Annotated in this window: 23 protein-coding genes; 15 read left to right on the forward strand and 8 right to left on the reverse strand. The window is 44.5% G+C overall.

The features are described 5' to 3' along the window. Positions 1–7 precede the first annotated feature (7 nt). The 11 genes from rpsK (at position 8) to BLT29_RS10440 (ending at position 8,463) form a co-directional block, all read left to right on the forward strand. Complete coding sequence (rpsK, locus tag BLT29_RS10390) at positions 8–400, forward strand: 30S ribosomal protein S11 (protein WP_090776258.1); 393 nt, start codon at positions 8–10, stop codon at positions 398–400. A 167-nt stretch (positions 401–567) separates the two neighbouring features. Beyond that, positions 568–1,512 (forward strand): DNA-directed RNA polymerase subunit alpha, encoded by a 945-nt coding sequence (locus BLT29_RS10395; RefSeq protein ID WP_090776259.1) that lies wholly within the window; start codon positions 568–570, stop codon positions 1,510–1,512. 24 nt (positions 1,513–1,536) lie between these two features. Next, positions 1,537–1,893 (forward strand): 50S ribosomal protein L17, encoded by a 357-nt coding sequence (rplQ, locus tag BLT29_RS10400; RefSeq protein ID WP_090776260.1) that lies wholly within the window; start codon positions 1,537–1,539, stop codon positions 1,891–1,893. A gap of 127 nt (positions 1,894–2,020) precedes the next feature. Then, positions 2,021–2,848, forward strand: a complete 828-nt coding sequence (locus tag BLT29_RS10405) for an energy-coupling factor transporter ATPase (protein ID WP_176763890.1) — start codon at positions 2,021–2,023, stop codon at positions 2,846–2,848. Next, positions 2,824–3,681, forward strand: a complete 858-nt coding sequence (locus tag BLT29_RS10410) for an ATP-binding cassette domain-containing protein (protein WP_090776262.1) — start codon at positions 2,824–2,826, stop codon at positions 3,679–3,681. The genes BLT29_RS10405 and BLT29_RS10410 overlap by 25 nt, the downstream gene beginning before the upstream one ends. Next, on the forward strand, positions 3,678–4,472 hold the full coding sequence (locus BLT29_RS10415) for an energy-coupling factor transporter transmembrane component T family protein (RefSeq protein WP_090776263.1): 795 nt from the start codon (positions 3,678–3,680) through the stop codon (positions 4,470–4,472). Before BLT29_RS10410 ends, BLT29_RS10415 begins: the two co-directional genes overlap by 4 nt. A gap of 19 nt (positions 4,473–4,491) precedes the next feature. Next, positions 4,492–5,268: a tRNA pseudouridine(38-40) synthase TruA gene (truA, locus tag BLT29_RS10420; RefSeq protein WP_090776264.1), complete on the forward strand. Its 777-nt coding sequence runs from the start codon at positions 4,492–4,494 to the stop codon at positions 5,266–5,268. Between the two features lie 73 nt (positions 5,269–5,341). Continuing rightward, positions 5,342–6,235 (forward strand): phosphotransferase family protein, encoded by an 894-nt coding sequence (locus tag BLT29_RS10425; RefSeq protein WP_176763891.1) that lies wholly within the window; start codon positions 5,342–5,344, stop codon positions 6,233–6,235. A 271-nt stretch (positions 6,236–6,506) separates the two neighbouring features. Beyond that, entirely contained in the window at positions 6,507–6,944 is a 438-nt protein-coding gene (rplM, locus tag BLT29_RS10430) for a 50S ribosomal protein L13 (RefSeq protein ID WP_090776266.1), read from the forward strand. Between the two features lie 20 nt (positions 6,945–6,964). Further along, on the forward strand, positions 6,965–7,357 hold the full coding sequence (rpsI, locus tag BLT29_RS10435) for a 30S ribosomal protein S9 (RefSeq protein ID WP_090776267.1): 393 nt from the start codon (positions 6,965–6,967) through the stop codon (positions 7,355–7,357). A 509-nt stretch (positions 7,358–7,866) separates the two neighbouring features. After that, complete coding sequence (locus BLT29_RS10440) at positions 7,867–8,463, forward strand: flavin reductase family protein (RefSeq protein ID WP_090776268.1); 597 nt, start codon at positions 7,867–7,869, stop codon at positions 8,461–8,463. A 49-nt stretch (positions 8,464–8,512) separates the two neighbouring features. Here the strand turns inward: BLT29_RS10440 and BLT29_RS10445 are convergent, their stop codons facing one another. The 5 genes from BLT29_RS10445 to BLT29_RS10465 form a co-directional block, all read right to left on the reverse strand. Continuing rightward, positions 8,513–8,803 (reverse strand): hypothetical protein, encoded by a 291-nt coding sequence (locus BLT29_RS10445; protein ID WP_090776269.1) that lies wholly within the window; start codon positions 8,801–8,803, stop codon positions 8,513–8,515. Continuing rightward, positions 8,800–9,657 (reverse strand): PqqD family protein, encoded by an 858-nt coding sequence (locus BLT29_RS10450; RefSeq protein WP_090776270.1) that lies wholly within the window; start codon positions 9,655–9,657, stop codon positions 8,800–8,802. The genes BLT29_RS10445 and BLT29_RS10450 overlap by 4 nt, the downstream gene beginning before the upstream one ends. Continuing rightward, a complete protein-coding gene (locus tag BLT29_RS10455) occupies positions 9,650–11,119 on the reverse strand; it encodes a hypothetical protein (RefSeq protein WP_090776271.1) in 1,470 nt (489 codons plus the stop codon). Before BLT29_RS10455 ends, BLT29_RS10450 begins: the two co-directional genes overlap by 8 nt. Further along, positions 11,094–11,843 (reverse strand): ABC transporter ATP-binding protein, encoded by a 750-nt coding sequence (locus tag BLT29_RS10460; protein WP_090776272.1) that lies wholly within the window; start codon positions 11,841–11,843, stop codon positions 11,094–11,096. The genes BLT29_RS10455 and BLT29_RS10460 overlap by 26 nt, the downstream gene beginning before the upstream one ends. An 85-nt stretch (positions 11,844–11,928) precedes the next feature. Continuing rightward, complete coding sequence (locus BLT29_RS10465) at positions 11,929–12,147, reverse strand: hypothetical protein (protein ID WP_090776273.1); 219 nt, start codon at positions 12,145–12,147, stop codon at positions 11,929–11,931. A gap of 487 nt (positions 12,148–12,634) precedes the next feature. Between BLT29_RS10465 and brnQ the strand changes: the two genes are divergently transcribed. Further along, entirely contained in the window at positions 12,635–13,996 is a 1,362-nt protein-coding gene (brnQ, locus tag BLT29_RS10470) for a branched-chain amino acid transport system II carrier protein (RefSeq protein WP_090776274.1), read from the forward strand. Positions 13,997–14,055: 59 nt separating this feature from the next. On the opposite strand, the gene ribD is transcribed toward brnQ, so the two are convergent. After that, positions 14,056–15,147 carry a bifunctional diaminohydroxyphosphoribosylaminopyrimidine deaminase/5-amino-6-(5-phosphoribosylamino)uracil reductase RibD gene (gene ribD / locus BLT29_RS10475; RefSeq protein ID WP_245701225.1) on the reverse strand — a complete coding sequence of 364 codons (1,092 nt, stop codon included), beginning with the start codon at positions 15,145–15,147 and terminating at the stop codon, positions 14,056–14,058. Between the two features lie 310 nt (positions 15,148–15,457). Between ribD and murB the strand changes: the two genes are divergently transcribed. Further along, complete coding sequence (gene murB, locus BLT29_RS10480; RefSeq protein ID WP_090776275.1) at positions 15,458–16,381, forward strand: UDP-N-acetylmuramate dehydrogenase; 924 nt, start codon at positions 15,458–15,460, stop codon at positions 16,379–16,381. A gap of 31 nt (positions 16,382–16,412) precedes the next feature. Here murB and BLT29_RS10485 read toward each other — a convergent pair whose 3' ends face one another. Further along, positions 16,413–18,071 (reverse strand): glycoside hydrolase family 13 protein, encoded by a 1,659-nt coding sequence (locus BLT29_RS10485; protein ID WP_090776276.1) that lies wholly within the window; start codon positions 18,069–18,071, stop codon positions 16,413–16,415. 118 nt (positions 18,072–18,189) lie between these two features. Further along, complete coding sequence (locus BLT29_RS10490; RefSeq protein ID WP_090776277.1) at positions 18,190–19,503, reverse strand: sigma-54 interaction domain-containing protein; 1,314 nt, start codon at positions 19,501–19,503, stop codon at positions 18,190–18,192. A 201-nt stretch (positions 19,504–19,704) separates the two neighbouring features. Here BLT29_RS10490 and rocF point away from each other — a divergent pair, with 201 nt between their 5' ends. Next, positions 19,705–20,595 carry an arginase gene (rocF, locus tag BLT29_RS10495; protein WP_090776278.1) on the forward strand — a complete coding sequence of 297 codons (891 nt, stop codon included), beginning with the start codon at positions 19,705–19,707 and terminating at the stop codon, positions 20,593–20,595. A gap of 13 nt (positions 20,596–20,608) precedes the next feature. Further along, positions 20,609–21,799, forward strand: a complete 1,191-nt coding sequence (locus BLT29_RS10500) for an ornithine--oxo-acid transaminase (RefSeq protein ID WP_141769885.1) — start codon at positions 20,609–20,611, stop codon at positions 21,797–21,799. Positions 21,800–21,854 lie beyond the last annotated feature (55 nt).

Consider the following 21,854-nt stretch of genomic DNA (forward strand, 5'->3'; position numbering starts at 1 on the left):
TTAAACCATGGCTAAGAAAACGAATACTCGTCCAAAGCGTCGTCAACGTAAAAATATTGATTCAGGTGTTGCGCATATCCGCTCCACTTTTAACAATACGATTGTGACGATCACAGATCCACACGGGAACGCGATTTCATGGGCAAGCGCAGGAGCACTTGGATTTAAAGGTTCTCGTAAATCGACGCCATATGCAGCGCAAATGGCAGCAGAATCTGCCGCGAAAGTTGCAATGGAACATGGCATGAAAACAGTAGAAGTGTCTGTAAAAGGGCCTGGTGCTGGTCGAGAAGCAGCGATCCGTTCATTACAAGCTGTAGGTCTTGAAGTGAATATGATCAAAGATGTGACACCTGTACCTCATAATGGTTGCCGTCCACCGAAACGTCGTAGAGTGTAATAATCAATCATTGTATAGATTTCCTGCTAGTGTCTATAATGGATGAGACGACATCTATTTGACAATGAAGGTAAGACTGACGGGTTTGCTCATCGGGAGGTAAAAAATGCCTTCTGAGCAATCCTTGCGTTTTCCGGAGTTCGACGTTTTGAAGGAGGGTTTGTTTAATGATTGAAATTGAAAAGCCGAATATTGAGACGGTCGAAGTGAGTGAAGATGCCACATATGGTAAGTTTGTTGTTGAGCCACTAGAGCGTGGTTATGGAACGACACTTGGAAACTCGTTGCGCCGTATTCTCTTATCCTCTCTTCCGGGGGCTGCTGTTTCCAATGTTCAAATTGATGGTGTCCTACACGAGTTTTCAACAGTTGAAGGCGTTGTGGAAGATGTGACAACAATTATTTTGAATTTGAAAAAGCTAGCCTTGAAGATTTATTCGGATGATGTGAAGACGCTAGAAGTCGATGTTCAAGGAGAAGGGGTTGTAAAAGCAGGCGATTTAACTCATGACAGTGATGTTGAAGTTTTAAATCCTGACCTGCACATTGCGACACTGACAAAAGGGGCATCACTTCGCATGCGTTTAACAGCGAAAAGTGGCCGTGGTTACGTACTCGCTGATGCGAACAAAAGTGACGATCAATCCATTGGTACATTACCTGTTGATTCGATTTTCACCCCTGTATCACGTGTAAACTATCAAGTTGAGAATACACGTGTTGGGCAAGTCACGAATTACGATAAACTAACCCTTGATGTATGGACTGATGGGAGCACGCGTCCTGAGGATGCAGTGGCCCTTGGTGCGAAGATTTTAACGGAGCATTTAAATATTTTCGTAGGTCTCACGGATCAAGCTCAAAAAGCAGAAATCATGATTGAAAAAGAAGAAGATCAGAAGGAAAAAGTGCTAGAAATGACGATTGAGGAACTTGACCTTTCTGTTCGTTCTTATAACTGTTTGAAGCGAGCGGGGATTAATACAGTACAAGAGCTGACGCATAAAACAGAAGAAGACATGATGAAAGTACGGAACTTAGGACGGAAGTCTTTAGAAGAAGTACAAGAAAAGTTGGCTGAGCTTACACTTGGGCTACGGAATGAAGAATAGCAGGTTTTAAAGGAGGGAATGAGCATGGCATACTCAAAGTTAGGTCGGACAAGTTCACAGCGTAAGGCGTTGTTTCGCGACTTAGTGACAGATCTAATCATTAATGAGCGCATTGAAACAACAGAAGCGAAAGCGAAAGAATTGCGTCCGATCGTTGAGAAAATGGTCACACTAGGTAAGCGTGGCGATTTGCATGCGCGTCGTCAAGCGGCTGCATTTGTTCGTAAAGAGATGGCAAATGAAGAGCAAGATGCGATTCAAAAGCTGTTTGCTGACATTGCACCACGCTTTAGTGAGCGTCAAGGTGGCTATACACGTATTTTGAAAGTCGGTCCTCGTCGTGGAGATGGCGCACCGATGGCAATTATTGAATTTGTTTAATGTGCACGTTTAAATGCAGCCACCTTGCGCAAAAACGCAAGGTGAGTCGTGCGTTTTGACAGTGATAGGAAGGGCAGGAGGTTTAATTCTCTATGCCCTTTTTTTGTACGCGAAAGAGGGGAAGGAAATGTACCTTACCGTGCACTGTGATGCGTTCCAGTATCCTGATACAACAAAACACGTATTGACAGATGTCTATGTGAAAATTGCGCAAGGAGAACGAGTGGCGATTGTTGGTGGCAATGGTTCAGGGAAGTCAACTTTTGCCCGCTTGCTTAATGGACTGCTTATCCCGACAAGCGGTGTAGTGATGGTGGACGGATTAGACACGAAATGTAAGGAAGGATGCGCATTCATTCGGAGCAAGGTCGGTTTTGTTTTCCAAAATCCTGACCATCAGTTGGTGACAAGCATTGTGGAAGATGATATTGTGTTTGGGCTAGAAAATGCCGAATGGCCAGCGGAACAAATAGCGGAACGCTTGCAACAAGTTGCGCGGCAGTTTGGGATCGAACCATTGCTAAAACGAAGTGTACATCAGTTGTCCGGCGGACAAAAACAACGTGTCGCGCTTGCCGGTGTTGTTGCACTGTCTCCAGAGGTTGTTGTGCTGGATGAAGTGACTTCAATGCTCGACCCAGAAGGGAAAGCGCAAGTAAACGCGTGCATAGATCAGTTGCATGCAAAAGGGATGACAATCATTTCTGTAACGCATGATGTGCAAGAAATGCAACGTGCAGATCGTATTCTCGGTTTTAATGATGGACAAGTGGTCTATGACGGGACACCGGATGCGCTATTTTCTAACCGTCAGCTCGTCCAAACATTGCAAGTGACGCGCCCATTTGTTTATGAACTACAGGAACAACTGAAGCAGCGTGGCGTGCATCTACCGCACTGTGATCGCGAGGAGGCGTTGATTGAAGCGCTATGGACGTATTATTTGAAAATGTAACGTACAATTATGAGGTAGAAACTGGTCGACAGCCTATTCCAGGGTTAGTCGATGTGTCTTTTACAATTCCTTCGCGCGCTTTTGTTGCGGTCATTGGTCAAACAGGTTCAGGGAAATCGACGCTGATTCAACATTTAAACGGGCTGCTTACGCCAAATGTAGGTAAGATTCGTGTGGGTGAATATGACCTTTCATATGCTAAGCGCGCCCATGAGTTATTTCCGTTAAGGCAGAAAGTCGGTTTTGTCTTTCAATATCCCGAAAACCAATTATTTGCGGAAAAGGTTGAAGCAGAAATTGCGTTTGGTCCGCGCCATTTTGGTTTTGATGAGCAAACGGTCAGGCGGTACGTAGATGATGCGATGGACATCATGGGTGTAGCGCAGTCACTTAAGACATGCTCTCCGTTCCACTTATCTGGGGGCGAGCAACGGCGGGTGGCGCTGGCATCTGTGCTCGCACAAAAGCCACAAATGCTCGTTTTGGACGAGCCTGGAGCGGGGCTTGATCCATTATCAAAAGCACAATTTATGCAAATGCTTATGACGTATCATCGTGACAACGGACTGACAACGTGGCTTGTGACGCATGACATGAATGACGTTGCCCGCTTTGCTGATGTATGTGTTGTTATGCATGACGGTCGTGTGTTGACCGTGGACACACCTGCACGTATTTTCCAGTCAGAAGAAATTTGTGTCCGGGCGCATCTTTCGCAGCCAGAAGCGATGCGTTTTGCGAAAAATATGGCGCTGTCACAACCATACCCATTTTTAAAAGATGCGGCAGCACTTGCAGCGTGGCTAGAGAAGGTGGGAGGACCAACAACATGAAGGCACATACAATGTTACTTGGGCGCTATATACCAGGTGACTCTTTCGTACATACACTTGATGCCCGGGTAAAGTTATTGAGCGCGTTTCTGTTTTCACTTGCGTTATTCGCTATAAATGGTGCCCTTGCGTTTATAGTGGCAACGATTGCGGTCGCGCTGGGCTGGCATCTCAGCGGTGTGTCTTGGCGTATTTTAATGAAAACGTTCAAGTTATTAGGTATATTCTTGTTCATCTTCTTTATGATGCAAGTGGTTTTCGTGCGTACAGGTGAGGAGCTGGTGACCATATTTTCATTTCCGTTGTATAAAGAAGGTGTTTTTGGCGGACTCCGTGTCGTTTGGCGCACGTTATTATTATTCATTGCCGCAACACTCCTAACGGTGACAACCTTGCCACTGCAATTGACGTCGGCGTTTGAGCGCTTATGCATGCCACTGAAAAAGGCGCGGGTGCCGGTAAGTGAACTCGCACTTGTGATGTCAGTCGCGATCCGTTTTTTACCGACACTGGCAGAAGAACTAGAGAAAATGGTGCGCGCGCAAACAGCAAGAGGGGTTGTCATTCGTGATCAGCCATTAAGGAGACGTGTACGCACAATCAGTTTTTTATTGGTTCCATTGATGGTCCGTTCATTGAAACGAGCAGAAGAATTGGCGCAAGCAATGGAAGCACGTGGGTATGTTCCGGGGAAGCACCGAACGATGTGGAAAAAAATGAAGTGGACAAAGCGTGATACATTGACGTTGCTACTATCATTTGTGCTCATCGTCGTGATGATATCGCTGTAAAGTTAAAGGGGAGAAAGACATGGGAAGACGCGCATGTAAAATTAGTTACGAAGGCACGAACTATGCGGGTTATCAAGTACAGCCGCAAAAACGGACAATTCAAGCTGCGCTTGAACAAGCGCTAACGGAGGTCCATAAAGGGATGCACATCCCTGTCGTTGCCTCAGGACGCACCGATGCCGGTGTGCACGCCTATGGTCAAGTGATTCATTTTGATACACCGCTCGCACTCCCAGATGAAAAATGGCCGTATGCGCTCAATCCAAAGTTGCCAGCAGATATTCAAGTAGAAGAAGTAAAGACCGTACCAGACACATTTCACGCCCGTTATGATACGGTTGCCAAGGAATATCGCTATATGGTGATGTGCGGGGCACGTCCGAATATTTTTAGGCGCCATCAAGCTGTACACATTCGAGAACGGCTTGATGTGCCAGCGATGCAAACGGCGGCGCGACATTTACTCGGGACACACGACTTTTCGTCATTTTGCGCTGCGAATACGAACATTAGCCACAAAGTACGGACGATTACGCACGCTTGTGTGCAGCCGCAAGGGGATGAGCTTGTGTTTATTGCTCGTGGGGACGGTTTTTTGTATAATATGGTTCGAATTATTGTAGGAACACTGCTAGAAGTAGGGGTAGGAAAGCGTCATGCTGATGATTTAAAGCAGATTATTGTGGCAGAAGACCGCGAGCAAGCAGGGAAGACCGCACCGGCGCATGGGTTGTATTTATGGCAGGTGGATTATGAGGAGTCACTTTTTACGTTTGATAGGCGGGAAGGATGTTAAAAGGGAAGCATCAAGTGGTGAGGTAGAAACTTGATGCTTTATGATGTGCGAAATCTCCAAAAGAGGTGTTACAATGACCGACAAGGATAAACTTTTTATGTTAAATAAAATGCTTCAAGAACGTCGCATCGTTGCAACAACAAAAATTGGTGAAGGACTTGAATCAATTGTGTATGAAGGTTTCGACCATGTCACGAATGAGCAAGTAGCAATCAAACAAACGAGAGAGGCACACATCAATAATGGTAACGATCTCATACATGAGAGTAGAGAAATTCTTGCGCAAGAATATGCATTACTTAAGCATTTGCAGAAAAATGGATTTACGCATAGTCCTAAACGATTGGCGTTTATCGAGACGAGCAGAGAGCCTCTATTGGTAATGGATCGTTTGTACCCAGCAAAACCGCTCAGTAACAAGGAAGTCGCAAATGTACTCGCGTCTGTGCACGCTATGCCATTGCCAACGTTCCTATTGCGAGGCATGGAAGACTATAATGATGTTAATGAAGTGATCGTAGCGCGTCTTTCGCGGCGGTTAACAGTGATTGAAAGCTTTGTATCACTCCCTTTCTCTTTAGACCAAGTCCGCCCCTTTTTGGTTCCGGGACAGGAACATGAACAATATTGTTTGCTTCACATGGACGTGCGCCCACAAAATTTCTTAGAAAGTCAAGATGGAGAGCTCTTTTTCCTTGATTGGAGTAATGCGTTAATTGGGCCACCTTTGTTAGAGTTTTGCAGAATGATGGAGTATGGGGACTTTGATCTTGCGTTGCCATTTGAAAAAGCGGCATTTAAAACGGTACGTGCATTATTGTACCGGTTGGATACGGCGGTCATGTTGGCCATTGTTTTTTATTCGGAGCAACGAAATGAACAGCGATTTAAACAACAAGTAAAGCGCATTTACAACATTGTCGGTGCGTTGCAGGAAGAAGTAGGGAAGGCGACGGTGCGTAAATGATGATCCATATTTTAATGATTGAACTGGATTGACATCTGTATTGCTGAGGAAATGGCGGTTCCATGAAGGGAAAAGTAGTTGACATCACCCGCTATATATTGTATGATGTTAGATGGTAATTCTAAAGACCCACTGCCCCGGGTTACGGAATGAATATGCATAGAAGCATGCACATATCCTCAGTAGATCAGCCAGTCTCACCGGATTTGATGTGCGTCTGCATGAATAAAAAGAACAATAGGAAGCTGTTTAATATGAAGGAGGATCATCAATGCGTACAACCTATATGGCAAAGTCCAATGAAGTTGAGCGTAAATGGTATGTAATTGATGCAGAAGGTCAAACACTTGGTCGTCTTGCATCAGAAGTTGCGTCCATCTTACGTGGAAAATATAAACCAACGTTCACGCCGCATGTTGATACAGGCGATCATGTGATCATCGTGAATGCAAGCAAGATTCACTTGACAGGAAAGAAACTACAAGACAAAATCTACTACCGTCACACAAACCACCCAGGTGGCTTAAAGCAAACGACGGCACAAGATATGCGCGCAAACAAGCCCGAGCGTATGCTAGAGTTAGCGATTAAAGGGATGTTACCAAAGAACACACTTGGTCGCAAACAAGGCATGAAATTGCACGTATTCGCAGGCCCTGAACACAATCATCATGCACAAAAACCAGAAGCATACGAGCTTCGCGGTTAATCTGTTAGGAGGTAATGACTTTGGCTCAAGTACAATATTATGGTACAGGTCGCCGTAAACATTCAGTTGCCCGTGTACGCCTCGTTCCTGGCGACGGTGCAATCACTGTAAACGGTCGTGACCTTGATGAATATTTCGGTCTAGAAACATTGAAACTCATTGTCAAGCAACCACTTGTAGAAACAGGTGTGACTGGACAATATGACGTACATGTAAATGTAAACGGTGGTGGCTTCACTGGACAAGCGGGCGCAATTCGCCACGGTGTAGCGCGTGCGCTATTACAAGTTGATCCAGAAAACCGTCCATCATTGAAATCTGCTGGTTTCCTTACACGTGATGCACGTATGAAAGAACGTAAGAAATACGGTTTGAAAGCAGCACGTCGTGCACCTCAGTTCTCAAAACGTTAATACAGCAATGTTTCCAAGCCTTCTCACCTTTGTGGTGGGGAGGTTGTTTTTGTTGGAAAAGATTAGGTGCTCACACTTTTGGTAAATACCCTTATGTTGCTGGTGCTTCTAGTCAATATGCCCCTTGATTCGTTTCCTTTTTTCAGTGTATAATATTGGTATAAAGACATAAGCTAAAAAAGACCGGCAGATCATAGATCCACCGGCATGGTTGAATGCTAGTGGCGCTAACGTCACGTTGGAACTGAAAAATAAGCCCGACGAACTTGAGCGGCTCGAGGGCTTATTTTTCTTCTTTATCGCGGAACGACAGGATCAAGACAACAACAATCGCTGTTTGCAGCATAAGCATCATTGTTTCGAACGTCGTCATGCGTATCACCTCCCTTCTATCAGGAGGTGACGTTACGCCTCATCTAGCTTGTTCAACTAGTAGTTATGTAGCATAAAAACGTATGTATACGCTTTCTTTTTTGAGGTTCATAAACACCAACAAGGAGAGAACAATAATGGAAACAACAGTGATCGAACCGAAAATCTTGTATTATGGTACACCAGTCATTCTATTAAATACGTTAAACGAAGATGGCACCGTCAATATTAGCCCGATGTCTTCTTCGTGGGCACTTGGTTCTTTTGTAACACTTGGTATAGGTTTAGGCGGAAAAGCCATTGAAAACTTAAAACGTCATCCCGAATGTGTCATCAACGTACCAAGCCCGGCATTATGGAAGCATGTTGAGCGGATCGCTTCTTATACTGGGACAGACCCAGTACCGGACTGGAAGCATGAACTTGGATTTACATACAAAAAGGACAAGCATGAAGCGAGTGGCTTAACAGCAGTGGGTGCGCATGATGTCGCACCTTCCCGGCTAGCTGAATGTCCACTGCAACTTGAAGCGAAAGTACATCACATTCGTGAGCCAGAGTATGCTTCATTTTTTGCAATTGTTGAAACGGAAGTCGTTTGTGTACACGCACGTAAAGATATTGTGCTAGATGAGCACCATGTCGATCCGAGTAAATGGAGCCCACTCATTTACAACTTCCGTCACTATTTTGGTTTAGCTGAACAATCGCTAGGAAAAACATTCCGCGCATAAAAAAGGTCAACCGGGGCACATCATTTGTGCTTCGGTTGACCTTTTACATTTACTTACTGATAGCTTCTGCTCTTTTTGTCCGCCAAGAGGTGAAGAGCCACATAACGGCAAATACGATGAAAAAGGTTGCGATGAGCAGATAAAAGTAGTTTTGGCTAATTTCAAAAGATAAGCGCCCCGCGTCTGCATCAGCATCAATTGTCACAGTATTGAACAAAAAACTTTTTGCTGTTCCTGAAAACATGTAATAGAGTGTGAACATGACGGTTACGAATGGAATGATAATAAGTGAACTAAAGGCACCGGCTGTTAGTGCTGCTCGCAATGGTTTTTTCATCATAATGAAAGCCTCCTAAGTAAAAGTTGTTGAACTAAGGTGCGTCCGTCGCCAAAGAATGGATTAAGATAAAGTAAATGAAGTGAAAATAAGATGCAACTGAACACGCCAACAATAGGTGGTGTTGAAGTGGTGCTTACTAAGGTAATCAGCCCGATGAGCCCGATCGTGCCAGGGATGAGTGGACCGAGTAATGTCGCCAGCCACATCCGCGGCATCTTTTGACTAGAGGCAGGACGGACAAATTTGATTGAAAGCCAATCATTGGCGATAAAACCAAAAGGTGTGCCGGCAATTTTTCTGCCGAGATACGTATGAAGGGCTTCATGGAGAGCGAAGCTGACAACGACGACGATGTGAAGCACTGAAAAGTAATAAACGTACAGAAGCAATTGTGGTGTTTGAAAAATAACTGCAGCCCCAGCAAACATGAGGGTGATAAAGCACCAAAAGAGCGACAACTTTTTAAATAACAGGACGAACAAGTGCATGAAAATCGGCAAAAAGTTTTTTTCGGAAATATCTGTTCGCTCATGGAAACGAGGGTGGTATTGCTGTGCGTAATATCGTAAGACTGAGATCACTTTATTAGAAGAAGTGACACGAAAATTTAGCAAATGTTTTTCGTTCAAGGAGCGACATAATTGAATGAAATCTGTTTGTAATTGCTCCTTACTCACAGGGAAAATGTCGTTAAGTGCTTCAATAATCATCGCGATGTTTTTTTTACCGTCAATGACAGTTAACATCGTTCTTGCCGTTGCGTTAAGTGGAAATGACTGTGTTGTCTGCTTATCTTCAATGCAGTCTGTATGAACCTCCACGCTATGAGGAATGACAGGAATGTAGTTAAACATAATGTAGTCTCCATTTCGTCACATAGAAAGCGAGATAAAGCAGGATGCTTTCAAATACGATGATGATCCCTATTTTAACGCCAAGCGATAAGTTGGGAAAAAAGGTATTAATAATAAAGAACATTGGGATCACGAACACCAACAAACTTGCAAACGAGAACACCCCTGTCAAGGGGTTGTCTTTATTAATCGGAATAATTGAGCCGATGGCATAAAGTATCAAACTCGCCGTCAATAACACAGCAACACAAATGAGTAACATGTTGACGGTGAGATACGGACTGACGATAAATAAGAAAAAGACGATGAGCTGAAATAATGCAACTGCGACAAGCGCGGAAAGCTTTGCCCCAAATACCACTCGCGTCTCGAGTGCATAAAAGCGATAGAGCGGGAACATGTGCACATCATTGCCATACGATTGCAGTGCATGCAGTGAAGCAAGGGCAGCAAGGAAATATGGTAAAATCGCGTAAACCGTTGGCGTGAATTCGAAAGAAATGACAGCGATGAGAAGGAGTGTCACGATCATCACAAATGTGGAGATCGTTTCTTCGTGTCGGATCGCCGTTTTCAGTTCTTTCATCATCAGAGCTAAATATTTGTTTTTCGGTCCTTCTACACTAGAAAGGAGGGTGACTTGTCGTTTCTCTGGTTGGTTGTATGGCAGCAACATCGTAATAAAAGGGATTGCCACTGCCAACAAAAGGACACCTGTCACTGCAAAAATCATGGATGGGCTCGTCACCATCAGATCAAACACGACCAAAAATAGTGGCGCAAGCAAATAAAAAAGTTTATAGTCAAAATTTGTTGCTGCTGTCGTAATTTCGTTTAGATCGAATAAAGACAAACCGAGTATGACACAAATGGCCGTGAGCGCAAACAATGACAACGACTTCGGCAACGGCAAACCAACTTTTTTCATCGAGACATAGAGGATGGTATAAGTGGCATGCGCCAAAGAAACAATCATCAATGTTTGCAACAAAATGACCGCATATAACCAACCAATAAAACCAATGTCGATGCCGTGTACAAGCAACGATGGCAACATCATAATCGATGTAAATAGTAGTGTGGTGAATGTAATCATCGCGACGAAAGGCAAGTAGTACCCTACTTGAATATCAAACTTCGAGAGCGGGAACCAGTTTAATTGTGTCGATAAGCGGTCTTGTTCTGGTGTGATCGTTTTAAAAGCAATATAAAGTGCCACAGAGATGACCGATGTATTCATGAGTGCCGCAAACACAAGTAACGTCAGCGATTCATGATTTCCTTGTAAAAAGGTTTCCATAATCGGGCTGGTCAATTGATAACTACCATAAGCACCAACAAACAGGATCGATCCTAAGAAAAAGACAAGCAAAATGAGTTTTTGATAGGAGTTAATGACTTTGGCGAACTCTTTTAGCCACATTTTGAGTACAATCTTACATATTTTGAATGATTTTTTCATACCGATCACTCCTGCTTTTGAGTCCAGATGCAATTAAGAACACTTCCTCTAAATCGGTTGCGCCGTACGTCTGTTTCAATTCTTCTGGGGACCCTTCAGCGACCTTTTTTCCTTTAGAAAGAATGACAATCCGATCGCAAAGTGCTTCAGCGGTAAGCAAATCATGTGTTGAAAGCAGCAACGAGCAGTTTTGTCTGGTGAAATTTTTAATTAATTTTTTTGTAATAATACTTGCTTCAATATCAAGCCCACGGAATGGTTCATCTAAGACAAGTAGTTTTGTGTCAAGCATGACTGCGGAAATGAGTTGGATTTTCTTCTTCATGCCGTGGGAATACGCCTCGATTGGTTTCTTTAATGCTTCTTTCATATCAAAGATGTCAATTAAAGAGGCCAAGCGTTCATTGTTGGCAATGTCGAGTTCATACATTGCAGCGACGAACTCAATATATTCTTTCCCTGTAAGCACATGGGGAAGGAGGAGGTCATCAGGAACATAAGAGACTTGCTTCTTGAATGATTTGCTCGTGCATGGAAAGTCTCCCATATGTACAGCACCGTCAGTTAAGTTAATGACATTTAAAATGGCATTAATGGTCGTCGTTTTCCCGCTCCCATTCGGACCGACAAGCCCAACAACTTCTCCTTGTCCGATGTGAAAGCTCACGTCATGAACTGCGATATGCTTGTCATAAACTTTTTTAATTGCTTGTACATGAAGCATTGAGAACCCTCCTTTATGTATGTAAGGTGATGAAGACATTGGAACGGAGTAGCCCCCGCCCCGATATGTCTAAAATATTCAAATTCTATTTACATTCCAAAGCAACGCGGAGGCCGCCTTCCCACTCGAGCCCGCCAGTGAAAGAGCCGTTTCCGTTCACAAGACACCAAATGCCTGCGCCTAGAAGGATTGTTGCGCCTAGTGCGATAAGAACAACAACAAAGACAGAGAACCAGGCAAAGTCTTCTGTTACTTCATAAGAGTGCAAATCAACTACCGGTGTTTCATATGCTGCTGTCGTCATAAGTATTTCCCCCTAGTTAAATAAATGGATGTTTTACTGCTAAAGGCACGCCGATCCGACATGTGATTCATACGATTTCCTCCTTGTCTCACCGATTGTCAGTAGATGGAAGGCGTTACCAAGACATGGGGTCTTGATAACGTTATTATAATATATAAATATATGGATTTCACTATAAAAAATAAAAACTTAATAAATATTTTTTGTGTAGTAGGATGAAACCATTGATATAAAGGGAAATTTAGCTTTTATTTTTTACATATTTTTTGTTGATTGTGGTGTTTTTTGTGGAAAGTGTTTTTTTACGCAGTCATTTTTTGGGAGTTTTTTGTCTTTAAAATGATTTTGCTTGAAATGAGAAAAAATGTTCATAGGTATGGACAGCGAAAAAAAGATGTGCTACAATTTGAAAAATCTATTAGTTAAATTACCTTATATTTACATGGTGTTAATTTAATGATATTTCTAAAAGGAAGGGCTGTTTTTGATGAATACAGGAACGAAAATTTCAAACAAAGAAACCATTTTTATTGGTCTCATGCTATTTTCTTTATTTTTTGGTGCTGGAAACTTAATTTTCCCTCCTGTACTTGGACAAGATGCAGGCATGAATGCATGGTCGGCCATTGTCGGTTTTCTTATTTCTGGTGTGAGCTTGCCTATTCTTGGGGTGCTGGCCATTACTTATTTAGGGAGTGACGATGCAGAAGGGTTGAGCAAACGTGTAGGCATCAGATTTTCTATCGCATTTACTAGTCTGACATTTTTGACGATTGGACCGTTTTTTGCAATGCCGCGGACAGGGAATGTCGCTTATGAAATTGGGGTTGTACCTTTTCTGGAGCAGTTTGGCGTAAATCAAAGTAGTCCGGCATTTCTAGAGGCTTTCGGTATACAAAGTTGGCCGTTATTTTTATTTACAATCATTTATTTTACGATTGTGTATGTGCTGGCGCTGCGTCCGGGGAAATTTGTCGATCGAATCGGAAAGATTTTGACACCATTGTTATTTACAGTGATCGGTATTTTGCTTGTATCTGTGATGACAGGTCCACTTGGAACGTTCCAAGCGCCAAAGGATGCCTATGCGTCCTACCCGTTATTTAAAGGATTTACAGAAGGGTATTTAACAATGGATACCATTGCTTCGTTTGTTTTTGGGATTATCATTGTGAAGGCAATTAAAGACCGAGGTGTATCAAATCCGTTACATGTGCGTAAAGTGGCATGGAAAGCAGGTCTCGTAGCAGCGATCCCGCTCGCGCTTATTTACGCTGGATTAGGTTATCTAGGGGCGGTGAGCACTTCTGCAGTCGGTGACTTTGAAAGTAATGGTGCCTCCTTACTAGTTGCTGTAGCGCGAGAATATTTTGGTTTAACAGGTAATGTCATTTTAGGACTCACAATTTTGTTTGCCTGCATCCCAACTGCAGCGGGTCTCGCGTCTGCTTGCTCAATGTATTTCCGGAAATACTTCCCTGGTATTTCGTATAAAGTGTTTGTGTTTGTGTTTGTGTTGTTTAGTGCGATTATCGCCAATGTTGGATTGGATCAATTGATTCGCTTTTCTATTCCTGTTTTACAGTTTATTTATCCAATTATTATTGTCCTCATCTTCCTTGCCTTCTTTGACAAGCTCATTGGGAAGCGGCGCGCCATTTATCAGTTCACCGTCTTGTTTACGGCGATTGTTAGTTTTAATGCTGGACTAATGGCGTTCAATAAGGATTGGGATGTGCTGGGTAAAATGATGACTTTGCCACTTATGGACCAAGGTCTAGCCTGGCTCCTCCCCGCGGCGGTTGGACTCGTTCTTGGTGTAACCATCTCGTTCTTTAAAAAGTCATAAGCATCATCAAAAAAAGGGCGCTCTTGTAGCGTCCTTTTTCATGCTCTTACTTTAAATGCTCATGTAGGATAGCACGTAATCTTTAAGTCGGGACCAATTTGTTCGAAAGCGGTCATGTCTAGTGCATGAGCATTACTCATTGCAGAAAGTCCCGCGCCTTCAAAAAAAGTCGGTGCGTTCTTACCGCCAATCAATTTTGGCGCGACATAGACAATCAGTTTTTGGACGAGAGAATCATTTAAAAAGGCAGCGTTCAATGTCCCCCCTGCTTCTAGCAATAGCGATGTGATACCTGATTCATATAATGTATGCAGCATGTCGCGCAAGTTTACTTCGGAGCCTCCAGTGGTATGGAAAATGCGGACACCTTTCTTAGCAGCCAATGCTAATTTTTTTTTGTGATCACATTCGCTTGCAGTAAAGATCCATGTCTCTGCAGTACCGTCGCAGACGACATGGGCATCAAGCGGTGTGCGCAACCGTGAGTCAACGATGATGCGCAGCGGGTGTCGTCCGTTTTCAATGCGTGCTGTTAAGGAGGGATTGTCTTTTAAAACGGTTCCGACCCCGACGGCAATCGCTTGATGTTCATGGCGTAAGTGGTGAACGTCTTTTCGTGCAGCCTCAGAAGTGATCCATTGACTATCTGCTGTATAGGCGGAAATTTTTCCATCTAGTGTCATGGCTGCTTTTAATGTGACAAAAGGCATGTGCTTAACAATGGCATAGTTAAACACTTCATTTAATTGTTGTGCTTCTTGTTCACATAAACCAACGTTGACTTCGATTCCCGCTTGTTCGAGCATGTGAATGCCTTTCCCGGCGACAAGGCGGTTTGGATCACGTGTCGCAACAAAAACCTTTTTCACGTTCGCATCAATTAATGCTTGTGCACACGGTCCTGTTTTGCCTGTATGGGCGCATGGTTCAAGCGTGACATAAACAGTGCTGCCACGTGCTTTCTCGCCGGCCATGCGGAGTGCATGAATTTCAGCGTGTGCTTCCCCTGCCTTTAAGTGGGCACCAATCCCGACGATTTCGTTATGGTTGACGATGACGGCACCAACGAGTGGGTTAGGGGCGGTTTGTCCTTTTGCAGCGCGAGCGTTAGTGAGTGCTAGTTGCATGTACTGTTCGTCCGTTGTCGTCATGATTATTCCTCCTCTTGCGAATGACGGATCTCGTCCTTCTATATTAACGGACAAAGGGACAACTAGCAACGGCAGATGAATGTGCAGCACACCGCATGGCAACATTCGTACCGCAAGAACATCCTTTCTCCTGTCTTTTTTGGAAGGAATCATGCATAATGGGACATGGGTATGTCATTTTGGCGCACACGAGTGACTTGATTTTATCGCACGAAAATATGTGCCATGCATAGGCTACATTATAGGTGAAAGAATAAAGGAACATGCGTGACAACCCTCATGGATAAATAAGCATAGAGGAAGATGACGAATGGACACATACATTGATATTTGTCGGCCGTTACTTGCGACGTTGCCGGAAGAGACGATACATGTTGATGAATACTTATATAAACATACGTACACACAAATGGGTGGTGCAGCTGACTTATTTTTGACGCCACAGACGTATGATGAAGCGCAGCGCATTTTGCAATTTGCTGCAAAGTATGGTGTACCAGTGACATTGCTCGGCAAAGGTTCAAATGTCATTGTCAAAGATGGTGGCATTCGGGGCATTACACTGAGCTTGAAAAACTTTAACCAGATGACCGTGTCAGGAACAGACATGGTTGCGCAAGCAGGCGCAATGATTATCGCTGCATCACGCACTGCACGAGATGCGTCTCTTTCGGGACTTGAATTCGCGTGCGGCATTCCCGGAACCGTTGGCGGCGCGTTATATATGAATGCAGGTGCATACGGTGGGCAAATTTCTGACGTCCTGCAAAGTGTGCGTGTGCTCACACCGACGGGCGAGGAGAAGATGCTTTACCGAGATGAGTTTGCGTTTGCTTACCGAAAAAGCGTTTTCTCAGAAAAGCATTATATTGCCCTTGAAGCGACATTTTCACTTGCGCATGGTGATGTAGAGGCGATCCAGAAGAAAATGGACGAATTGACTATTGCCCGGGAAACGAAGCAACCGCTTGAGTATCCATCATGTGGCAGTGTCTTTAAGCGCCCGCCTGGTATGTTTGCAGGGAAATTGATTCAAGACAGTGGCTTGCAAGGCACGCGCATCGGCGGAGCAGAAGTGTCTACGAAGCATGCAGGGTTTATCGTCAATGTTGACCGTGCAACCGCAACGGATTACATGAATTTGGTTCGACACGTACAACAAACGGTGAAAGAAAAGTTTGCGGTTGACTTAGAAACAGAAGTGATTACGATTGGTGAGGATGCGCCTAATTAAGCCGACCACAATGAAAGTGATCGGCTTATGGTTATTTTTTAGATTGGTAGACGCGCGCTTCATAAGGACGAAGCTGGCCGTTTTCTGGGCAGGTCTCGTAATTGTGTAACCGACAAATGGCTTCTTTATCGAGTGAAAAGTCGGTGTCTCGGGCACCCATGTTTACCACGACCGTCCAAGTTGTCCCTTCATATGTCCGCTCGTAGGCAAACACGTCAGGATGCTCTTTGGCAACGAGTGTATATGCCCCATACGTGAGGGCTCTTTCTTGTTTCCGCAAAGAAATCATTTGTTTATAGTAATGTAAAATGGAGTGCGCATCGTTTTGTTGCTGGACAACGTTGATCTGTTTGAAGTTATCGTTTACCCCAAGCCAGGTTGTTTCCGAAGTTGAGAATCCGCCTTGCGTTTCTGCTGACCATTGCATCGGCGTCCGGGCATTGTCGCGCCCTTGCGTCCAAATAATAGCCATGATCTCATCGTGACTACGGCCTTTTTCCCGTTCAATCCGGTAAAAATTGCGCATCGATACATCATCATAATCATCAATTGATGGGAAGCGAACATTGGTCATGCCGATCTCTTGGCCTTGATAAATGAATGGTGTGCCTTGCATAAAAAAGAATAAAGTCCCGAGTGCCTTCGCGCTTTCTTGCCAGTACGTTGTGTCATTTCCCCAAGTAGAAACGCTGCGTGGTTGATCATGATTTTCTAAAAATAACGCATTCCAACCAGTACCTTCTAAGCCAGTTTGCCATTTTGAGAGGGCGGTTTTTAACGCGGCTAAGTCTAGTTTTTGTTCAGCGTCTTTGCCCCACAAGCCTAAGTGCTCAAATTGAAAGACCATGTGAAAGACACCGTTCTCTTCACCGACCCACGCATCAGCATCAGTAGGGTCATCAATGCTGACACCATTTGCCTCGCCAACCGTCATAATATCGTAGTGGTCGAACGTTTCTTTCTTCATTTCTTGCAAAAATTGGTGGATACCTGGTCTATTCATATGGCCAGCAAAAGATTCGACGTAGTCATCTTCATTTGGATTTGGTAAGTCTGGGAGTCCGGGCACCTTTTTAATATGACTAATTGCATCAACGCGGAAGCCATCTACCCCTTTATCAAGCCACCAACGCATCATGTCATATAAGGCATGGCGGACGTCTTTATTTTCCCAATTTAAATCAGGTTGTTTCTCAGAAAATAAATGTAAGTAATATTGGTTCGTTGCTTCATCCCATTTCCACGCGGAGCCATTGAAAATGGAAGCCCAATTGTTCGGCTCGCGCCCATCTGGCAAAGCATCGCGCCAAATGTACCAGTCGCGCTTGTTGCTGTTGCGAGATGTGCGTGATTCCACAAACCATGCGTGTTCATCAGATGTATGATTAATGACAAGGTCGATGATGAGCTTCATGCCACGCGCGTGGACAGCTGCTAATAACTCATCAAAGTCTGCCATTGTGCCAAACTCGGACATAATCGCTTGATAATCACGAATATCATACCCGTTGTCATCATTAGGTGAATCATACATCGGGCTAAGCCAAATGACATCAATGCCAAGCCAATGTAAGTAATCGAGCTTCTCGATGACGCCGCGGATATCGCCAATCCCATCGCCATTTGCATCGTAAAAGCTGCGCGGATAAACTTGGTAACAAATGGCTTCTTTCCACCATGTGTGTTTCATAATGATCTCCCCATTTCTAGTGCAAACGTTTGCATCACTGTTATTATAAGGGGTGCGGGTGAAAATCTCAAGAAAAAAGTGAAGCGTTTTCCTGGCAAGTTGTACCGTTTACAGGGGTTTATGGCCGTTCCTTCAACCGATATTGTAAACTTTGGCGACTCACCCCAAGTGACTTTGCTGCTTTTGTAATATTGCCGTCGTGTGCACGAAGGGCGGTGGTGATTGCTTGCTGTTCAGCACGGGCGACGATATCTTTTAACGTTGCTGCTGATTTTTGTTGATTGCCTTGTGCAATATGAGGAGGGAAATGAGTGAGGGCCAGTGGCGCGTTTCTGGCAAACAATAAGCCAGTTTCGACCCCATGTGCAAGTTCACGGACATTTCCCGGGAAAGGATATGCTTGTAATGACGCGACTAAGCGCGGATCATACGTCGCGTGGGGCGCGTTTTTTGTGATGAAGTGTTGCAACAGTGGTTCAATGTCTGCTGGGCGTTCCCTTAGTGGTGGAATGTGTAATTGAATCGCAGCAAGGCGATAATATAAGTCAGGACGTAATGTGCCTGACTGCATTGCGTGTTCAGGTGATTCATTCATCGTTGATAAAATACGTCCGTTAAATGGGCGCTCAACTGTATCGCCAACACGCCGAAAAACGCGTTCTTGAATGGCACGTAACAGCTTTGCTTGCAGCATTGGATTTAATGACTGAAGTTCGTCAAGCAACAACGTTCCGTATTTTACTTGCTCCAGTAAACCCGGTCGATCTGTGGCCCCGGTGAAGGCCCCTTTTTTAGAACCGAACAATAAACTCTCCATTAATGACTCAGGAATCGCGGCACAATTTTCTGCAATAAAAGGCGCTTCAGCGCGGCTGCTCGCTGCATGAATGCTTTGGGCAAACAACTCTTTTCCTGTCCCGGTTTCACCAGTGATGAGCACTGGCAAGTCCGACTGCGCCACTTGTTTTGCACGCTGCACAGCCTGCTTCATTACGTCACTGGTGCCAATGATATCTTCAAATTGGTAGCGTGCTGTCCCCGTTTGTCCGCGTGTATGCACATGCTCTTTTGTTGATGTGACATTGCGCGCCAATTCAGCTGCAGCAATCACCTCACCATGATAATAAATGGGAAATGTGTGCGTAACAGCGACGATCTGGTCACCGTGTGCATTGTAGTATGTTTGCTCACGATTCAGTGTTGCCTCTTCTTCATGTAATGCTTTTAATAAAGTACTTTCTTGTCCGTCTTTAAAAGAAAAAATGTCGAGCAAATTCGATTGGATGACCTCTTCTTGCGCAAGATGTTCAATTTGCGACATCGTTTCGTTATAAAAGGCTGTGCGACCATCTTTTGTAATGATGTGGACGCCAATATCTGCTTTTGCTAAGACGCGTTCATAAACGTATGCCTTTTCTTCTGCTTGATCCATCGTTGTTGTGCCCCTTTACATTTGTATATAAGATGATTGTAAAAAAAATCTGCGCATATGCCAAGATTTTTTGCTAAAATAGAGAGAGGAAGTCATGGAAACGCACGCAACATTCGTATTAGAGACGCTGGCATCTATTTTGCATAAAAAGTTTGATGTACAGCATCATGGATGTGTAAGTTTAAAAGGTAGGTGTAACGAATGAAAAATAAAACCATTTCCGTTATCGGGGTGCCGATGCATTTCGGTCAAGGCATCGGTGGGGTCGATCTTGGGCCGCAAGCATTGCGGCACGCCGGATTTATTGATATGTTAAAGACATTATATACAACCGTCATCGACAAAGGCGACATTGTGCCGTCCACTGCATCAGGGAAAGAAGATGGCTTGCAAAACGGACGCGCGATTGTTGAAACAACAAATGAAGTGCGCGATCAAGTGTATGAGATGTTGACAGAGGGAGCGCTACCGATTACGCTTGGTGGTGACCATAGCATTGCGCTCGGTACATTAGCCGGGGTTGTCAAGCATGATCCGAACGTCGGTGTTATTTGGTATGACGCGCACCCTGATTTAAATACAGATGAAACGTCTCCATCTGGCAATATTCACGGGATGCCACTTGCAGCTGGGCTGGGCATCGGGCACGAGCGTTTAAAAAGCCTCTTTACCGGTGGATTCATTAAGCCAGAAAATGTCGTCCTCATTGCGGCGCGCTCAATCGATGAGGGAGAAAAGAAACTGATTCGCGAGCACGGCATTCAAACGTATACAATGCCATACATCAATGAAAAAGGGATGGCCGCGGTTATGCAAGAAGCGATCGCTTACTTGCGTGCAAAAACAAACCGTGTTCATATTAGTTTTGACGTAGATTCCCTTGATGCGCGTGAAGTAGTCGGGACGGGCACACGGGTTGCTGCTGGCCCGACATACCGAGAAACAGAGCTCGCGTTTGAAATGCTTGCCAAATCAGAACTGATCACATCCATTGATGTTGTGGAAGTAAACCCACTATTGGATGAGCAGAACAAAACAGCGGAAATTGCAGTGGCCTTGACGGCATCACTACTCGGCAAAACATACTTATAAGGAGGCGTTCGTGATGACAGCAACAAAAACGATTATTGAAACAACAGAAAAATATGGTGCAAATAACTATCATCCACTACCAATCGTCATTTCTGAAGCAAAAGGGGTATGGGTAAAAGACCCGGAAGGCAACCGCTACATGGATATGTTAAGTGCGTATTCTGCGGTAAACCAAGGACACTGTCACCCGCGCCTCATCAATAAATTGAAAGAACAAGCGGAGCGCGTCACGCTCACGTCGCGTGCATTCCACAACGATCAACTCGCACCATTTTACGAAAAAATTGCGGCGTGGACGAATAAAAATATGGTGTTGCCGATGAATACCGGTGCAGAAGCGGTCGAGACTGCCATTAAAACGGCACGTCGTTGGGCATATGATGTCAAAGGCGTACAAGACAATCAAGCGGAAATCATCGTTTGTGAAAACAACTTCCACGGACGGACGATGGCGGCCGTATCTTTATCGTCGAGTGAAGAATACAAACGCGGATTTGGTCCACTCTTACCAGGCATTAAAATCATTCCTTACGGCGACATCGACGCGCTAAAAGCGGCAATCACACCGAATACGGCTGCCTTTATGTTTGAACCAATCCAAGGAGAAGCAGGCATCATCATTCCACCAGACGGCTTCTTAAAAGCGGTTCGTGATATTTGTAGTACAGAAAATGTGCTCATGATCGCAGATGAAATCCAAGCCGGACTTGGACGTACGGGCAAGCGCTTTGCCTGTGACCACGAAGGCGTCGAGCCAGACATGTACATTTTAGGAAAAGCACTCGGTGGCGGCGTGATGCCAATTTCCGTTGTTTGTGCCAATAGCGATGTATTAGGTGTATTTGAACCCGGCTCGCATGGCTCGACATTCGGTGGGAACCCACTTGCTTGTGCAGTGGCCATTGAGGCACTCAATGTATTAGAGGAAGAAAGACTCGTTGAAAAAGCAGAAGAACTAGGTGCTTATTTCATGGCCGAACTGAAAAAATTGACGCATCCAAGCATCAAAGAAGTACGAGGACGCGGCTTGTTTATCGGCATTGAGTTGACTGAAGCAGCGCGCCCGTATTGTGAGCAATTAAAAGCACGCGGCTTACTGTGCAAAGAAACACATGACACGGTGATCCGCTTTGCCCCACCACTCATCATTACAAAAGAAGAGCTTGATTGGGCGCTCGCGCAAATTAAAGAAGTACTGAAATAAAATGGTCGTCCGTCGCGGATAAAACCGCGGCGGTGTTTTCGTAACAAATGTGAAG

Origin of the sequence: Shouchella lonarensis (assembly GCF_900096965.1) — a bacterium.
In the GTDB taxonomy this organism is placed as follows: Bacteria; Bacillota; Bacilli; order Bacillales; family Bacillaceae_D; genus Shouchella; species Shouchella lonarensis.

Bases quoted from the DNA above. Each gene is read 5' to 3' on its own strand.
- BLT29_RS10425 (WP_176763891.1), top strand. From the start codon at position 5,342: ATGACCGACAAGGATAAACTTTTTATGTTAAATAAAATGCTTCAAGAA.
- BLT29_RS10440 (WP_090776268.1), top strand. From the start codon at position 7,867: ATGGAAACAACAGTGATCGAACCGAAAATCTTGTATTATGGTACACCA.
- BLT29_RS10405 (WP_176763890.1), top strand. From the start codon at position 2,021: ATGTACCTTACCGTGCACTGTGATGCGTTCCAGTATCCTGATACAACA.
- BLT29_RS10485 (WP_090776276.1), bottom strand. From the start codon at position 18,071: ATGAAACACACATGGTGGAAAGAAGCCATTTGTTACCAAGTTTATCCG.
- rplQ (WP_090776260.1), top strand. From the start codon at position 1,537: ATGGCATACTCAAAGTTAGGTCGGACAAGTTCACAGCGTAAGGCGTTG.
- BLT29_RS10455 (WP_090776271.1), bottom strand. From the start codon at position 11,119: ATGAAAAAATCATTCAAAATATGTAAGATTGTACTCAAAATGTGGCTA.
- BLT29_RS10465 (WP_090776273.1), bottom strand. From the start codon at position 12,147: ATGACGACAGCAGCATATGAAACACCGGTAGTTGATTTGCACTCTTAT.
- BLT29_RS10490 (WP_090776277.1), bottom strand. From the start codon at position 19,503: ATGGATCAAGCAGAAGAAAAGGCATACGTTTATGAACGCGTCTTAGCA.
- rocF (WP_090776278.1), top strand. From the start codon at position 19,705: ATGAAAAATAAAACCATTTCCGTTATCGGGGTGCCGATGCATTTCGGT.
- BLT29_RS10410 (WP_090776262.1), top strand. From the start codon at position 2,824: ATGGACGTATTATTTGAAAATGTAACGTACAATTATGAGGTAGAAACT.
- ribD (WP_245701225.1), bottom strand. From the start codon at position 15,147: ATGACGACAACGGACGAACAGTACATGCAACTAGCACTCACTAACGCT.
- BLT29_RS10460 (WP_090776272.1), bottom strand. From the start codon at position 11,843: ATGCTTCATGTACAAGCAATTAAAAAAGTTTATGACAAGCATATCGCA.
- rplM (WP_090776266.1), top strand. From the start codon at position 6,507: ATGCGTACAACCTATATGGCAAAGTCCAATGAAGTTGAGCGTAAATGG.
- BLT29_RS10445 (WP_090776269.1), bottom strand. From the start codon at position 8,803: ATGATGAAAAAACCATTGCGAGCAGCACTAACAGCCGGTGCCTTTAGT.
- rpsK (WP_090776258.1), top strand. From the start codon at position 8: ATGGCTAAGAAAACGAATACTCGTCCAAAGCGTCGTCAACGTAAAAAT.
- murB (WP_090776275.1), top strand. From the start codon at position 15,458: ATGGACACATACATTGATATTTGTCGGCCGTTACTTGCGACGTTGCCG.
- BLT29_RS10450 (WP_090776270.1), bottom strand. From the start codon at position 9,657: ATGTTTAACTACATTCCTGTCATTCCTCATAGCGTGGAGGTTCATACA.
- BLT29_RS10395 (WP_090776259.1), top strand. From the start codon at position 568: ATGATTGAAATTGAAAAGCCGAATATTGAGACGGTCGAAGTGAGTGAA.
- BLT29_RS10415 (WP_090776263.1), top strand. From the start codon at position 3,678: ATGAAGGCACATACAATGTTACTTGGGCGCTATATACCAGGTGACTCT.
- BLT29_RS10500 (WP_141769885.1), top strand. From the start codon at position 20,609: ATGACAGCAACAAAAACGATTATTGAAACAACAGAAAAATATGGTGCA.
- brnQ (WP_090776274.1), top strand. From the start codon at position 12,635: ATGAATACAGGAACGAAAATTTCAAACAAAGAAACCATTTTTATTGGT.
- truA (WP_090776264.1), top strand. From the start codon at position 4,492: ATGGGAAGACGCGCATGTAAAATTAGTTACGAAGGCACGAACTATGCG.